The organism is Enterococcus sp. DIV0660C, assembly GCF_017316125.1.
Lineage (GTDB): Bacteria > Bacillota > Bacilli > Lactobacillales > Enterococcaceae > Enterococcus_B.
On record NZ_JAFLWA010000034.1, the window covers coordinates 101129 to 117191 of the forward strand.

The following is a 16063-nucleotide window of genomic DNA, read 5'->3' on the forward strand; positions in this document are numbered from 1 at the left end:
CTTTCTCTCTCCTTCTTACTCAAATAATGTCGTTGTCATTTCATCGTACACTTCATCAAAGCGTTGATAGATTTCTTGTAATGAAAAGCTTTTTTCTTTACGATCTGCCATTGACTTCACATTAATTGTCTGGTTCTTTAGTTCATCTTCTCCAAGTACTAGCACTAATTTGGCATTTGCTTTGTCAGCTGTTTTGAACTGGGCTTTTGCTTTACGATTCATGACATCACGATCCGCAGAAAAGCCAAAGTTACGAATCGCTTGGACCACTTTTAATGCTTCAAGATTTGTGACTTCACCAATTCCAACCACGTAAGCATCTAATTCATTTAAGGCTGGAATAACTACTTCTTCTGCTTCCATGGTTAACAAGATACGTTCGATGCCCATTGCGAAACCGAATGCTGGTGTTTCTGGTCCACCAAGCTCTTCTACTAATCGATCATAGCGACCACCAGCACAAATTGTTGCTTGAGCACCCATTTTTGGAGCATCACTCATAATTTCAAAGATAGTATGTGTATAGTAATCCAGACCACGAACCATATTGCTATCAATTTCATAAGGGATTTCTAATGCATCTAACATAGCTGTCACAGTTTCAAAATGGTTCTTAGCTGATTCACTTAAGTAATCCAAAATCGAAGGTGCATCTGCAACAAATTTTTGGTCTCGTTTATCTTTACTGTCAAGGACACGCAAAGGATTTTGATGTAACCGTCGTTTTGAGTCTTCACTTAATTCATTTTCAACTGGTTCTAAATAGTCAATCAATGCTTGACGATAAGCCTGTCGTGTTTCTTGATCACCTAGAGAATTGATGACCAAACGAATTTGTGTGATGCCTAACTGTTTGAAAAAGTCTAACGCCATTGCCATACTTTCAACGTCTGTTGCTGGGTTATCAGAACCAAATGCCTCAACACCAATTTGATGGAATTGACGCAAACGACCTTTTTGCGGACGTTCATAACGGAACATTGGCCCCATGTAAAAAGTTTTATAAGGTTTAGCAAACTCTGGTCCGAATAATTTGTGTTCTACAAATGAGCGAACAATTGGAGCCGTTCCTTCTGGACGTAAAGTTACGTGACGGTCACCTTTGTCATAAAAATCATACATTTCTTTTGAAACGATATCAGTCGTGTCTCCTACACTGCGTGAGATAACTTCATAATGTTCAAAAATCGGCGTGCGAATTTCATTGTATTGATAGTCTCTAAATAATAAACGTGCTGTTTCTTCAATAAATTGCCATTTTTCTGATTCACCTGGCAAAATATCATTCGTTCCTTTTGGTCGTTGAAAGTTCATACATCTCTCTCCTTTTTATGTAACTAAGTGAAAAAAAAAAATTCACCCCTGTTCACAATGAACAAGGGCGAATGAAAGTCATACACGGTACCACCTAATTTTGAAAGATTGCTCTTTCCTCTCACGAATAACGCTCGTACACGGGACGGCTTTGCACGCGTCCATCTCCAGAGTGTCTTTTCGGTAACCAACTCTTGAATCATTTTCAGCCTCGATGATTCTCTCTATCTAAAAAGTATAGGTTACTTACTCGCTCTTTCAGTGATTTTTTATATTATCTACAACTTACTAAAAACACTTCACAAAGTCAAGAATATTTGCCCTAAAAGTTAAACAAGCCTCTTTCATTTTTCAAAAGACAATTTATTTTTGCATTTCTTCAGTTTGTTTTAAACTGAAACAAAGGAGGAATTCAACATGGCAGAAGTAAGAATCGGACATTCTCAAGTATATGCAGAACAACTTGGCTTAGGAACAAATGCTGTTGGTGGACACAATTTATTCCCTCATTTAGAGGACGAAGTGGGGAAACAAATCATTCGAACAGCACTTGATAATGGCATCAATCTTCTTGATACGGCTTACGCCTATGGTTTTGGTCGCTCAGAAGAATTGATTGGTGAAGTCTTGAAAGAAAAAGAATATGACCGTTCACGTATCGTCATTGCAACTAAAGCAGCTCATGACCCAAACAATTCTGGAAAATTTAATAATACACCTGAATTTTTGACTCAAGCTGTTGAAGATGCTCTAAAAAGACTACAAACAGATTATATTGATATTTTTTATATTCATTTTCCAGACGAAAAAACGCCAAAAAACGAAGCAATAGCTACTTTGCATCAATTAAAAGAAGCTGGAAAAATACGAGCAATCGGTGTTTCAAATTTTTCTTTAGCCCAATTAAAAGAAGCTAACCAAGAAGGATACGTAGATATCGTTGAAGACCATTACAGCTTGATCCAACGAAAGGCGGAGACAGAACTTTTTCCTTACATCAAACAACATAAGATTAGTTTTGTCCCTTATTTTCCACTAGCTTCAGGTCTTTTGACTGGGAAATATCAGCTTGGACAACCACTTTCATTTTCTAAAGGTGATCTTCGATTAAAGCAGCCAAATTTTCAAGGTGAACGTTTTGAAAAAATTATTCATACTGTTGAGCAACTTCGTCCACTCGCAGCGAACTATCAAACAAACATTGCTCAATTAGTATTAGCATGGTATATGAAAAATCCAGCTGTCTCTGTCGTAATTCCTGGTGCAAAAAAACCTGAACAAGTCTCAAGTAATGCTCAGGCTTTAGATATCCATTTAACAAATGCCGATTACCAACAAATCGATCAGCTATTTGCAGAATTTTAATCAAAAATAGAAGTTCTTGTTCGACTAAGCCGTAGATTTTATATACTAAAATCTACGGCTTTCTACGTCATCTTTAAGCTAAAAAAAGATTTGTTATAGGAAAATGCAACCAATGGCTAGGCGATTGATGGTAGTTATTGCATTTTTCTATCGTCAATTCAATACTAGAAAAAGATACTACTTATTTTCCGTCATACTTTCCATCTTTGCTAAATAAAAAATAAACTAATATCCCAAAACCTACTAATGCAACAATACTTCCGACAATGGGAACCCAGTTAGCATACTCACTTGCTAACATAAGTATCGCTCCTCCAACAAATAGAAAACCACCTGCTAATAAATTTTCCATCAAACCTCTCCTTTTTGTATATTTATACACCAGTATAACATAGAAATATAAAAAGCTTTATCATACTGCATCATAAAGCTTGGGACAAAAATACCATACAAGTAAATTAATCATAGGATACATAAATTGACATAGAATTGATTTCTATGACGAAGAACTGTGTTAATTTAATGTCCCCAGATCGATTGCAAAACCTGACAAATCTCTCCTATTTTTTAGTCGATATTCCAATAAATGACAGAAAAGCACATTCATCAATAATTTTATCAATGTATTGTACAACCTTATTTTCGAATTTAAAGTACAAATAAAAAATAAAAGCCAACATTAGCATGTACCTGCCATGTCGACTTTTATCTTAACTATTTTAGTAAATAAGAGAGCTCTTACTTCTGTTTTTATTTATTTTGTGAGTCGATTACAATGGTTACGGGACCGTCATTTACTAAAGAAACATCCATATCTTCGCCAAATTTACCAGTTGAAACTGGAATACCACGTTGTTTCAAACCAGTATTAAAAGCTTCGTATAATGGAATAGCCGTTTCTGGACGTGCAGCGGCAATAAAACTTGGTCGATTGCCTTTTTTAGTATCCGCAAACAGCGTAAATTGTGAAATACTTAAAATTTGACCACCAATGTCTTCAATACTTGTATTCATCTTGCCTTGTTCATCTTCAAAAATACGCATTTGCGCGATTTTTTTAACCAAATAGTCTACATCATTTTGAGTATCTGCTTCATGAATACCTAATAAAATTAATAACCCCTGATTGATCTTACCGATTTCTTGACCATTGATCGTAACTGTCGCTCGGCTCACTCGTTGAATGACTGCTCGCATCAAATTTTCCCTCTCTTCACATTTATCCGTTCATCCGCCGTACACTATAGACATCTGGAACAGACTTGATTTTATCTACAATACTTTTTAGGTGTGTTAAGTTCTGGATCCCTACCGTTAAATGGATTGTTGCCATCTTATCTTTATTCGTACGTGCTTCCACACTATTAAGATTTTTTGTCATAGAATTAACAGTTTGCAAAACATCATTTAATAGACCTGAACGATTATAGCCATAAATTTCTAGGTCAGCATCATATTCTTTTTTAGAATTTGAAGTATCTTCCCATTCTACTTCAATTAATCGTTCTGCAACATTCGGTTTATCCGGCTGAACATTTGGACAATCACGACGATGAATGGAAATTCCTCGTCCTTTGGTAATATAACCAACAATATCGTCTCCCGGAACCGGATTACAACAACGACTAATACGAATAAGCAAGTTTTCAACACCTTGAATCACCACGCCACCTTCATGACGAACCTTCATTTTTTCTGGTTCTTTTTTCGGTTGGTTCATCAATTCGTCGGCTTCTTGTTTTTGTTGCTCGATTTTTTGTTCACGACGTTCTTTTTCAGTCAATCGATTTGCCATTGTTAACGGGCTGATTTCACCATACCCCACGGCCGCATAAATATCATCTTCATTATTGTAATTAAATCGATCCAAGACTTCTTGCAGTTTTTCTTTGGTCAAAATATCTTTTGGCAAGAAACCAAGATCAGAAATACACTTGGTAACTGATTCATGACCTTTGGTAATATTTTCTTCACGATCTTGTGCCTTGAAGAAACGTTTAATTTTATTTTTTGCTTTGCTCGTTGCAACAATTTTTAACCAATCACGGCTCGGACCAAACGAATTAGGTGAAGTTAAGATTTCAATGATATCACCATTTTTCAATTTATAATCCAATTGAACCATTTTGCCATTCACTTTTGCGCCAGTTGTCTTGTTCCCAATATCAGTATGGATGCTATAAGCAAAATCCAATGGTCCCGATCCTTTAGGAAGCTCGGTTACATCTCCCTTTGGTGTAAAGACATAGACTTTATCACTGAAGATATCACCCTTAACGCCTTCCATAAAGTCAGATGCATCATAACTTTCGTCTTGTAATTCAATAATTTCATGGAACCAACTTAACTGCTTCGTCATTCCGTCAGGTTCTACTTTATCATTTTTTCCTTCTTTGTAAGCCCAGTGTGCTGCAACCCCAAATTCTGCGATTTCATGCATTTCTTGCGTACGAATTTGAATTTCAACAGGATTTCCCGCTGGACCAATCACTGTCGTATGCAAAGATTGATACATGTTCGCCTTTGGCATAGCAATATAATCTTTGAATCTTCCTGGCATTGGTTTCCACTTCGTATGGATCGCACCTAATACTGCATAACAATCTTTGATAGACTCGACAATTACTCGGATAGCCAGTAAATCATAGATTTCACTAAATTGTTTCTTCTGATCTTTCATTTTTCGATAGATCGAATAAATATGCTTTGGGCGACCATAGATTTCTGCATAGATGTCTAGTTCTTCTGTCGCTACTCGAATATCTTCTACAGTTGCATTCACATACTGCTCGCGTTCTTCACGTTTTGTTCGCATCAAATGAACGATTCGATAATATTGTTTTGGATTAAGATAGCGTAAAGCAGTATCTTCTAATTCCCATTTGATTCGACTAATCCCTAAACGATGTGCTAACGGTGCATAGATTTCTAATGTTTCTTGTGCAATTCGACGTTGCTTATCTTCCCGTAAATGTTTTAGTGTACGCATGTTATGAAGACGATCGGCCAATTTCACCATGATTACGCGTAAATCTTGTGCCATTGCTAGCAACATTTTACGATGGTTTTCTGCTAATTGTTCTTCATGAGATTTATATTTTATTTTTCCCAATTTAGTAACACCGTCAACCAGCATGGCTACATCGTCACCAAATTCTTCTCGTAAATCATCCAAAGTCACTTCTGTATCTTCAACTACATCATGTAAAAATCCTGTTGCTACAGTGTGCGGATCCATTTTCAACTCAGCTAAGATCCCAGCAACTTGGATCGGATGAATAATATAAGGCTCTCCAGATTTTCTAAATTGTCCATCATGCGCTGCTGTTGCATAATCACATGCTTTTTGTACAAATGCAACATGATCCGGTCCCATATATTTACTAACAAGCGCAATAACGCCAGGACCTGTTAAAATTTCTTCTTTTGACATACAAACCGATCCCCCTTTCGTTTCGATAGCAAAACAGGAGAGGCATCTGAAATCACAATTTCTAAATTTCAGCTAACTGGTATAAAGAATTCGTTTTTCCACGAATGGTATTAAAAATAACTCCGAAAAAAACAACGCATCATCACACAAAAACCTAAAAATGATTTCTGGTGCCTTTTGTCAATTTCATCGGAGCTAGTTAATTTGACCCAACCTCTTTTTATTTTTTATCGGACTCTTGAACGGTTATTGTTACCATTATACAAATTGTCGTTTCTTTTTTCAATTCTATCATGTTCAAATTTATTAAGAAAAGTTCCGATGACTTATGGCGATTCTTGTAAGCCCATTTGCAACTAAATGGTACACCGTCTTTTAGTAAGTCATCACTTATTTGATGATCCAATAATTGTACACGAATGGACTCCCTATTCCTGTTCACCTAGTAATTCCCATTGATAACTCGCGGCACTCAATAGATATAATGGTGCTGTTTCTGTTCGCAAAATTCTTGGACCTAAACCACAAAGGATTGCGCCTTCTGCAGATAGTTTTGCTACTTCATCTGGCGTCAACCCACCTTCTGGTCCAAAAATTGCCAAAATACGTTGTCCTGAACCCGATTTTTGTAAGGCTTGTGCTAAGTTTGCTAATTCGCCTTGCTTAGCTGACTCTTCATAGGCAACTAGCACATGATCATAAGTAGAAATTTTTTGATAGAACTCATTGACTGTACTTAACAATTCTACTTGTGGCACTACTTGACGATGTGATTGCTCTGCAGCTTCTTGAGCAATTTTTGCTAAACGTTGTTGCCGTTTATTCCGTTTTTTTTCATCCCATTTAACAACCGACGTCTTTGCCGGAAACCCAAGAAATGCGTGTGCCCCAAGTTCCGTTCCTTTTTGCACAATCCAGTCTAATTTTTCACCTTTTGGATACCCACTTGCAATGGTAATCATACTTGGCAACTCTTTTTGCCCTTGTTCTTTCATTACCTCTTTTAATTCAACCTCATTTTCTGTAATAGCAATAATTTCAGCAATGATAGCCACTTGGTCACTAAAAGCTAAGTAAACGCGGTCTTCTAGCGTCATACGCATAACTCGAGTTATATGATGATACGGCTCTCCGGTTAATAAAAAACGATCTTTTTGCTGATATGGTTCCTCCAAAAAATAACGTTGCATTTAGTCCACCTCAGGTTTTTTCAAAATAATTGCATACCAATCTTTTTGTTGGAAAATTTGATCAACTACAAATCCTTGTGCCTCCATGGCATCAATAACCATTTGCTTTTTATCTTCAATAATTCCAGAGACAACCAACGTTCCTGTTTGCTTTAATAAACGCCATGCATCAGGAATCATCAATAAAATAATATCAGCTAAAATGTTGGCAACAATTACATCACTTTCGATCTCTATCCCATTCAATAGATCATTTGCAGAAACATGGACATCTTTAGCAATTTCATTCATATCCATATTTTCTTTTGCTGAACGGACAGCTACTTCATCAAGATCGTATGCATAAACATCTTTTGCACCTAAATATTTGGCAGCAATACTTAACACGCCTGAACCTGTACCAACATCTAGTACCGTCTCACCACCACGCAGAACAGATTCTAATGCTTCCAAAGTCAGTAATGTTGTTGGATGTGTTCCTGTTCCAAAAGCCATACCTGGATCTAAGGTAATAATTTTTTCCAGTGGATCTTGTGTCGTATAATTTTCCCAGCTTGGAGCAACCGTCAACATTCTCGTAATGCGAACAGGATGATAGTATTTTTTCCAAGCCGTTGCCCAGTTACTCTCCTCTACTTCACTAGCCGTTACAATATTTTTCCCAATGGCCAAGCCAAACTCAGGTAATTGTGTCACACGGTCTTTGATAAAAGGTAAGATTTCTGGTAAGAAAATTGTTTCTGGAAAATATGCCATAACCAATGCGCCTTCAGTTAATGAAGTAAAATCAGCCTTATCTAAGATTTCACCATATTGGTCTGATTTAAAATTCTCAACGTCAAGCGCATCTTCGATAGCCACGCCGCTGGCTCCTGCTTCCATTAAAATATTGGCAACAGCTTCAACTGCTTCACTTGCTGTCTCTACTTTTACTTCGTTCCATTTCATCGCTATCGACTCCTTAATAACTTGGATATGGTAAATAAGTTGTTGTATTTTGTTCTTGCTGTTTCTTTTCAACGAACTGTGCGAACTGTTGATTGTCCCAATGTAATTCAAAAATCGTATCTTCATCGTCTGCATCTAAAAAGTCCAACAAATCGCTTTGTCCTTGATCCAATACATCCTTCAAATAATCAATCATTGCATCTACAACTGCTTTTTCCAACCCTTTTTTACCTTCATAAGGAATAACTGCTAAATAGTCCTCTTCATCAAATGAAGATTTTTGTGGATTAAATAGTAAAATACCGTCCTCAAATTCAATGATTTCTTCTTCAGAAACAACACCTTTTGCATCATCGATTTCTAAATGTGCTTTGTTTTCCGCAAACAAGCGCACAACTATTTCAATCGTATGGTTCTTTGTATCCCAATCTAATGCGACGTCATAAGTAGCAATGTTTTTTTCAATGGACTCATCCAAATAACTTAATAAATTATTTTTTTTCATCTTCGTTCCTCCATCCCCAATCTTCTTGATCGATCAGGCGCTTTTTTTGTAAAGAAATATATGGATTGCCTGAAACAATGTAGCGCAACGGCATATCCGTCCACTCTCCCTTATTTGGAATACCAATTCGTGGCAGAGCAATAATTTTTTTTGGTTCCTTACGTTTTTCAAAGTCTAGCCGTAGTGTACTTTCGCTATCCATAATTGATTGACCATAAAGTTCTGGACCAATTGCTAATGCTTTTACTAACTTACCTGGGCCGTTACTGATTTCTGGCCCCACTTTTCCTCCACGATTCTGACTCATTTGTTCAATACTAGCAGCTGGTTGAACAGCTCGAATCATCACACCTTGAGGGACGCCTTCTGGTTGAGTAATAATGTTTAATATCCGATGTGTATGCATCGTATAGAGATAGATTGTTCCAGCCTTTTGATACATCGCACGCACCCTTGGCGTATCTCGCATTCCATAACTGTGGGCAGCTTGGTCATCTGGTCCAAGATAAGCTTCAGCGTCAACAATATAACCAGCTAATTTACCTAGCGGCGTTACATGTTCTAAATACATTCCTAATAAATTTTTCGCAATTTCTGGCGTTGTTTTATTTTCAAAAAAATTTTCGATTTTCTTTTTCTCTGTCATTTTTTCCACCTACTTTATCATACACAATATTTCCGTTACATGCCATGAAAACAAAACGTTTCTTCTATGTTCTTTCCGCCAGTTTTTTACAAACTATGCTATAATAAACGAACGAAAAATTGAAAGGGAGGTCACTTCATGCAACAACCTTTAGCTTATCGAATGCGTCCTCGCACAATCGATGAAGTCGTTGGACAACAGCAACTAGTCGGTGAAGGAAAAATCATTCGCCGAATGGTTGACGCGCGAATGTTGTCATCAATGATTCTATATGGACCACCTGGCACCGGAAAAACCAGTATTGCTAGTGCCATTGCTGGTTCTACAAACTATGCCTTTCGTACGTTGAACGCCGCAACTGATTCAAAAAAAGATTTACAAGTTGTAGCTGAAGAAGCCAAAATGAGCGGGACAGTCATTTTGTTACTTGATGAAGTTCATCGACTAGATAAAACAAAACAAGATTTTCTTTTGCCTCATCTTGAAAGTGGACGTATCATTTTAATTGGCGCAACGACTGAAAATCCTTATATCACCATTAATCCTGCGATTCGTAGTCGAACACAAATTTTTGAAGTCAAACCCTTAAATGAGACAGATATACAATCAGCAATTCAAACAGCTTTACTTGATAAAGAACGTGGACTTGGAGAATTACCGATTCAACTTGATGAAGACGCCTTGCTTCATTTATCACGAGCAACAAATGGAGACTTGCGAAGTGCGTTAAACGGCCTTGAACTAGCAGCACGATCAACTAAACCGATAGAAGATGGGCTTATCCACCTCACCTTAGCAATCATTGAAGAATGTGTACAAAGAAAAGCATTAACTCATGATAAAAATGGAGACGCTCATTACGACGTCATCTCTGCTTTCCAAAAATCGATTCGCGGCAGCGATGTGGACGCAGCCCTGCACTATCTAGCACGTTTAGTGGAAGCTGGTGATCTTGCAAGTATTTGTCGACGTCTAATGGTCATTGGCTACGAGGACATCGGTCTAGGAAATCCCGCAGCAGCAGCCCGCACTGTTAACGCTGTTCTTGCAGCAGAACGTCTAGGATTACCCGAAGCACGAATTCCTTTAGCAGATGTTGTGGTTGATCTTTGTTTGTCCCCTAAATCTAATTCTGCTTATACTGCACTAGATGCTGCCATTGCAGATATCCGAGCCGGCAAAGCCGGTGAGGTCCCAGATCATTTGCGTGACAGCCATTACCAAGGTGCGAAAAAATTAAAACGCGGACTTGATTATCAGTATCCCCACAACTTTGAACACGCTTGGGTCAATCAACAATATTTACCAGAAAAATTAAAAAATGAAACCTATTATCAACCAAAAGAAACTGGAAAATATGAACAAGCCTTAAAGCAACAATATGAACGAATTCAAAATTGGAAAAAGCATTCCCCTCAAAAATAGAACGGTTACTTTCCAAGGAGCACTCCCGTTGCTCTTTTTAAATTCCTATGCTACTATAGAGATGGGAAATCTGTGATGTTCGAATTGTCCTCTTTGTGTGTTGACCGAACATTTTTATTGATATCTTGGGACCTGTCTTGTGTCACTGCTGGTAACATGCCTTATCATTTGGTAGTTCAAAGCTTCGACCGTGGGACCCACCTGCTAGAATTTGCGGGATCAATACTACAGGACAAACAACGGCATTAACGGAGATTACCTTTTGTTTAAGAATGAAGCAATTTGCTTTTAGCAAATTGCTTTTTCTATTTTTATTCTGATTTTTTTGGGGGAACGCTTCATGATTCGTGTGTTGATATCTATTGCAACCATACTACTGGTCTTTGTTAGCTATTATTTATTCAAGAAACAATCTATTTTCTTCGTTTTAATTGAACCATCTGAAAAGAATCAAGCCTTTTTGCAGTTTTCAGGTGTTGTCTATGCCTTTCTTGCTGCATTAGGTTTACTCGTCATCTTTTTTAATCAAAGAATGCTTGCCTTTTTATTCTTAATAGTTGTTATTCTAGCTTCAACTATTTTCAGTATTTCATTTGCTAAAAAAATATCGTCCACTAAGCAGTAAAATAATTTTCTTTTTTTGCAAAGTGCTTTACAATAAGGATAGGAAAAGAACTGATCTTTGAAGGGAGCGAACACTTATGTTACAACAATATAAAAAAATCATGGTTGCCGTCGACGGCTCTGCCGAAGCGGAATTAGCTTTTAAAAAAGCGGTCAACGTTGCAAAACGTAATAACGGAGAACTTTTACTAGCACATGTTATTGATACTCGTGCATTTCAAACTGTTTCTTCATTTGATGGAATGTTAGCTGAACAAGCAACAGAAATGGCTAAACAAACACTAGCTGACTACGAAAAGAGTGCAAAAGAAGCTGGTCTAGAAAAAGTTTCGACTATTGTGGAATATGGTTCACCAAAACCAATCATTGCCAAAGAAATTCCTGATGACAATGATATTGATTTGATTTTATTAGGTGCAACTGGGCTAAACGCTGTAGAACGTTTATTCATTGGTTCAGTTTCTGAGTATGTGATTCGTAATGCAAATTGCGACGTCCTTGTCGTACGTACAGATTTAGAAAACCAACTACCAACAGGTGACGACGAAGAGTAATTTAATTAAAAATCCCCGCCAATCATGTATGATTGGCGGGGATTTTTTTTAATTTTTAAAATACCTATTACAAGATGCGTTGGACAAAACAAGCTTATTTTTCATTATAAGAACCCTTATAATAAGTAAACTACTTTATACTAGGATGATTATAATCGTTATTATCGATAATCAAATCAGCGGTTTCTTTTACATGATTTTGTTCAAGGTGTCGTTGGTAAACTGGAATATAACGTGTACGATATTTGTCCATAATCCATTCGCCGACTTTCGGTACATCCCTTTCTCTTCCCCTTCGCATAACTTCTTCCAGTGACACCTCTAAAAAGATTTTGTAGTCAATAAATGGAAGTAACTTCTCTCTAAATAAAAGCGATCCTTCTAAAAGCACAATTGTATGCTCATCAATATTAATCGGCAAATCATCAACATAGGTAGCTAATACCCAATCAAGACCTTTGATTGTCTTGTTAAATACACCTTCTTGCTTCAAAGGAATCAAAAGTTCATTCAAAAGTTTTTGACTATTGAAAGCATGATAAAAGGCATCCACTTCACTACTTTTTTCTTCAGACCATTTGATCAAGGGAAGCGGTTTATGAAAGCTATCATAATGAATGACTTGTACATCATAACCATTATTTTTAAGATAAGTGGCTAATTGTGTTGTAAAGTTCGTTTTTCCTGAAGCATAACTGCCATCGATTCCTATGACACTTGGTTTCTTTAACTTTTGGATTTCTTCTTCAATCACATCATAAATCGGATACAATCGGTTCGCTCCCTCCCTGCTTTATTCGTTTTAACTATATTGAATGACGGACAACAATTGACTTGTAGATAGTTGCTTCCATGCCTATTAGCTTCCATCTTTGGGATAAACATTTTGTATTTCAGAATTATGTAAAAAGAATGCCAAACTTAAGTTTGGCATTCTTTTAAAATTTTATTATCCGCGTAAACGTTCCACATCGCGAGCAATCATTAATTCTTCATCCGTTGGAATAACCAGTAGTTTTACTTTAGATTCTGGTGTTGAAATTTCCACTTCTTCACCACGAATGCTATTCAATTCGGGATCTACTTCACACCCAAACCAAGTCATTCCTTTAATAATCTCACTGCGTACGTGCGCATCATTTTCACCAATTCCAGCGGTAAACACAATTGCATCGACACCATTCATAGTAGTTACATAACCACCAATGTATTTACGAATACGATCAACAAAAATATCATAAGCTAAACGGATATGCTCTTTTTCATAATTTTTCTCAAGATCACGCATATCGCTTGATAAGCCTGTTAAGCCTAATAAACCAGATTCTTTGTTTAAAACTGTAATCATTTCATCAATTGTCAGATCCAATTTATCCATTAAGTATGGTAAAACAGCTGGATCTAAATCACCTGAACGAGTCCCCATCGTTACTCCTGCTAACGGTGTGAATCCCATTGACGTATCTACTGATTTTCCACCATCAACAGCGGTGATTGAAACACCATTACCCAAATGACAAGTAATGATCTTTAAGTCTTCAATTGGTTTGTTTAATAAACTAGCTGCACGTTCTGAAACATATCGATGACTTGTACCATGAAAACCATATTTTCTTACTTTAAAGTCCTCGTAGTAAGAAGTGGGTAGACTATACAAGTAGTTATGTTTTGGCATAGTTGCATGGAAAGATGTGTCAAATACTGCAACACTGATGATATCAGGCAAGATTTTTTTGAATGCCTTGATTCCCATCAAGTTTGCTGGGTTGTGTAATGGGGCAAATTCTGCCAATTCTGCAATTCGTTCCATTACCTCGTCCGTCACGACAACAGAGTCACTATACGTTTCTCCACCATGAACAACACGATGTCCAACACCTGTGATTTCGTCATAAGAACTCAAGATTGTTAATTCAATCAATTGGTCTAATAACATTCTAACAGCTATGTCGTGGTCAGCGATATCCAAAATTTGTTCGAACTTTTGATTGTCACCGTATTTAATTGTAAAAATAGAGTCGCTTAAGCCGATACGCTCAACGATTCCCTTGGCGATAACTGTTTCTTCAGGCATTTGATATAATTGCCATTTTAAACTTGAACTTCCAGCATTGATTGCAATTGTTTTAGACATAGTACTCTCCTTCTATTTTGAATGATTACAGAGCAGATGATTTCCAATCTTCAAATTCTTTAAAGAATTCTGTCACCTTCTCTGGTTCTTTAAGTGAAGCAAGTTTAACAAGTAATACTTCTTTGACTTGTTTTGCTTGCGGACCTTTTTTCTGTAAAATTAAAATACTTTTTTGTGATTCTTTTTTGCGGAATAATTCATCTGGCAACTGAACCATTCCTTGAAGATAGCCTTCTTCTTTAAACCATTTTTTGATCATTTCACTTTGATCAGTTTCTAGGAAATTACTTGGAATCAAGAACAACCCGAAGCCATCTGGTTTTACATACTTCATTGATTGTTCTAACAATAAATGATGTGCATAACTATGACCTTCATCTGCACTTGTCAAAAATTCGCTGGCTTTCTGATCATTCGGATAGTAACCAATGGGTAAATCACTGATAGCAAAATCTACAGGATCAACCAGTAAATCTTGTAACCCATCTTGATGAAAGTACTGAACGTTTGCTTGTGTCAATTCACTTGTCGATGCAGCCACAGACAACAATGTATCATCAATATCGACACCAAATCCTTCAACTTGATAGTTAGCAATTTTCAAATTTAAAAGAACTGTTAGTAGTAGATTACCCATTCCAGCCGAAATATCTAAAATTTTAACCGGTTCTTTTTTATTTGTGAACAACTGTTCAATCAAGAAAACAAATAAATATCCAATGCTATCTGGCGTAAGCTGATGATTAGCTTGCAACCGTTCTGTTTGACTACCTTTTAATAAAAGTAGTTGTGATAGACGACGCCATTCCTCTGGTTCAAAAGACAACTTTTTCAACTCTTTATAAATCGTCTCAATTTGTTGGACAACTTCTGGCGTTGGCACGCCATCGACTACCCGAACTTGATAATCGTCATTTAAATTTTCAGCATTCTCGACATAAGCCTCTAAAAAGGAAGTTCCCAATGCATTTTGAAGCAATTGAATTGCTTCAAGGTTTTGATTAAACCCTTGCTCCATTTTTTCTGGTAACATGGTGCACCTCATTTCTAGATATATTATAACAATTTTTTCACCTGTTTAATTCTATCGGACAATCACAAAAATTTCAATCGTTTTCACTGTTTTTTTGTTTGTGAAACGACAAACATTCTTCTGCTAAAACAGTGATATAACAGAAAAGAGGACGTTTTCATGATTATACCTTTATTCTGTACTACTAACTGTATCATTCTGTATCGTTTCTGTAAAATAAAAGTCAAATACATCAACCGAAATTTCAAATTTCATCTTCTGATTTTCAATCGCATATTTAACTACTCCCGTATTATAGATACATTTTCCGTTCTGTGCTATGTTTTCCTCTTGCACAAATTCCGATAGGCAAAGTTCCTTCATAGTTTGTGCTATGTAAAAGAACTTTGTCCGCTGATTAAAGTCAACTGTTAATCGATAGGTATCAACCACTGTTGCTAATAAAAAGCTACACAACAAGAATAATAATAAAGTAGAAAATAAAATATTTCCCTTAAAGCCTGTTTTCATTTGTTGGTCACGGCTTTGCCCATTTACCATACCCACGTTCTCCATTTTCAAATTTAACTTCAAGTATGACTTCATTGTCCCTCTCCTCAAAACTAAACTCGTCAACATTCATTAGCATTGGTTGATGTCCACCAGCAGTTTGTCTTTTTCGAACAATTGATTGATACTGCTCAATAATATACGTTTTATTTTCTATAACATAGCGAAATTGTTTTCTTTGTATATCCAACAATGTGCTACCTGCAACTTCATTTTCAAATTGTGTCAAAAAAATCAACCATTCTTTCTGATCCTTCCTTTGTAAATGCTGATCTAACTGATCTGCACGTCGAATAATCAAAGTAACTGTTAGTATCACCCCACTAAAAACAAGAAAGGATAT

General features: G+C 36.6%; 17 protein-coding genes and 1 other RNA gene. 5 read left to right on the forward strand and 13 right to left on the reverse strand.

Features of this window, described 5'->3' with window-relative positions:
- Window positions 1–15 precede the first annotated feature (15 nt).
- Window positions 16–1314 carry a histidine--tRNA ligase gene (gene hisS / locus DOK81_RS09460; protein WP_206910291.1) on the reverse strand — a complete coding sequence of 433 codons (1299 nt, stop codon included), beginning with the start codon at window positions 1312–1314 and terminating at the stop codon, window positions 16–18.
- 417 nt (window positions 1315–1731) lie between these two features.
- On the opposite strand from hisS, the gene DOK81_RS09465 reads away from it, so the two are divergent.
- The gene (locus DOK81_RS09465) at window positions 1732–2679 is read left to right on the forward strand and encodes an aldo/keto reductase (protein ID WP_206910293.1); all 948 of its coding nucleotides are present in this window, start codon (window positions 1732–1734) and stop codon (window positions 2677–2679) included.
- Window positions 2680–2860: 181 nt separating this feature from the next.
- On the opposite strand, the gene DOK81_RS09470 is transcribed toward DOK81_RS09465, so the two are convergent.
- The 7 genes from DOK81_RS09470 to DOK81_RS09500 form a co-directional block, all read right to left on the reverse strand.
- Window positions 2861–3031: a hypothetical protein gene (locus DOK81_RS09470; RefSeq protein ID WP_206910295.1), complete on the reverse strand. Its 171-nt coding sequence runs from the start codon at window positions 3029–3031 to the stop codon at window positions 2861–2863.
- Window positions 3032–3429: 398 nt separating this feature from the next.
- Window positions 3430–3876 (reverse strand): D-aminoacyl-tRNA deacylase, encoded by a 447-nt coding sequence (dtd, locus tag DOK81_RS09475; protein WP_206910297.1) that lies wholly within the window; start codon window positions 3874–3876, stop codon window positions 3430–3432.
- Between the two features lie 22 nt (window positions 3877–3898).
- Window positions 3899–6112: a bifunctional (p)ppGpp synthetase/guanosine-3',5'-bis(diphosphate) 3'-pyrophosphohydrolase gene (locus DOK81_RS09480; RefSeq protein ID WP_206910299.1), complete on the reverse strand. Its 2214-nt coding sequence runs from the start codon at window positions 6110–6112 to the stop codon at window positions 3899–3901.
- Window positions 6113–6540: 428 nt separating this feature from the next.
- Window positions 6541–7302 (reverse strand): 16S rRNA (uracil(1498)-N(3))-methyltransferase, encoded by a 762-nt coding sequence (locus DOK81_RS09485; RefSeq protein WP_206910301.1) that lies wholly within the window; start codon window positions 7300–7302, stop codon window positions 6541–6543.
- Complete coding sequence (prmA, locus tag DOK81_RS09490; RefSeq protein WP_206910303.1) at window positions 7303–8250, reverse strand: 50S ribosomal protein L11 methyltransferase; 948 nt, start codon at window positions 8248–8250, stop codon at window positions 7303–7305.
- Window positions 8251–8263: 13 nt separating this feature from the next.
- A complete protein-coding gene (locus DOK81_RS09495; protein ID WP_206910305.1) occupies window positions 8264–8755 on the reverse strand; it encodes a DUF3013 family protein in 492 nt (163 codons plus the stop codon).
- A complete protein-coding gene (locus tag DOK81_RS09500; RefSeq protein WP_206910307.1) occupies window positions 8742–9401 on the reverse strand; it encodes a DNA-3-methyladenine glycosylase in 660 nt (219 codons plus the stop codon). The genes DOK81_RS09495 and DOK81_RS09500 overlap by 14 nt, the downstream gene beginning before the upstream one ends.
- A 138-nt stretch (window positions 9402–9539) precedes the next feature.
- Here DOK81_RS09500 and DOK81_RS09505 point away from each other — a divergent pair, with 138 nt between their 5' ends.
- From DOK81_RS09505 to DOK81_RS09520, 4 genes are all read left to right on the forward strand, one after another.
- Window positions 9540–10826: a replication-associated recombination protein A gene (locus DOK81_RS09505; protein WP_206910308.1), complete on the forward strand. Its 1287-nt coding sequence runs from the start codon at window positions 9540–9542 to the stop codon at window positions 10824–10826.
- Window positions 10827–10890: 64 nt separating this feature from the next.
- Window positions 10891–11085, forward strand: a non-coding RNA gene (ssrS, locus tag DOK81_RS09510) — 6S RNA.
- Window positions 11086–11166: 81 nt separating this feature from the next.
- Entirely contained in the window at window positions 11167–11451 is a 285-nt protein-coding gene (locus DOK81_RS09515) for a hypothetical protein (RefSeq protein ID WP_206910309.1), read from the forward strand.
- A gap of 76 nt (window positions 11452–11527) precedes the next feature.
- Window positions 11528–12004 (forward strand): universal stress protein, encoded by a 477-nt coding sequence (locus DOK81_RS09520; RefSeq protein WP_206910310.1) that lies wholly within the window; start codon window positions 11528–11530, stop codon window positions 12002–12004.
- Between the two features lie 130 nt (window positions 12005–12134).
- Here DOK81_RS09520 and DOK81_RS09525 read toward each other — a convergent pair whose 3' ends face one another.
- The 5 genes from DOK81_RS09525 to comGF form a co-directional block, all read right to left on the reverse strand.
- Window positions 12135–12776, reverse strand: a complete 642-nt coding sequence (locus DOK81_RS09525; protein ID WP_206910311.1) for a hypothetical protein — start codon at window positions 12774–12776, stop codon at window positions 12135–12137.
- 177 nt (window positions 12777–12953) lie between these two features.
- Window positions 12954–14138, reverse strand: coding sequence for an acetate kinase (locus DOK81_RS09530; RefSeq protein ID WP_206910312.1), 1185 nt, complete (start codon window positions 14136–14138; stop codon window positions 12954–12956).
- 25 nt (window positions 14139–14163) lie between these two features.
- Window positions 14164–15171 carry a class I SAM-dependent methyltransferase gene (locus tag DOK81_RS09535; protein WP_206910313.1) on the reverse strand — a complete coding sequence of 336 codons (1008 nt, stop codon included), beginning with the start codon at window positions 15169–15171 and terminating at the stop codon, window positions 14164–14166.
- Between the two features lie 171 nt (window positions 15172–15342).
- Window positions 15343–15711 carry a competence type IV pilus minor pilin ComGG gene (gene comGG / locus DOK81_RS09540; RefSeq protein WP_206910314.1) on the reverse strand — a complete coding sequence of 123 codons (369 nt, stop codon included), beginning with the start codon at window positions 15709–15711 and terminating at the stop codon, window positions 15343–15345.
- Window positions 15689–16039 (reverse strand): competence type IV pilus minor pilin ComGF, encoded by a 351-nt coding sequence (comGF, locus tag DOK81_RS09545; RefSeq protein ID WP_347401442.1) that lies wholly within the window; start codon window positions 16037–16039, stop codon window positions 15689–15691. Before comGF ends, comGG begins: the two co-directional genes overlap by 23 nt.
- Window positions 16040–16063: the final 24 nt, after the last annotated feature.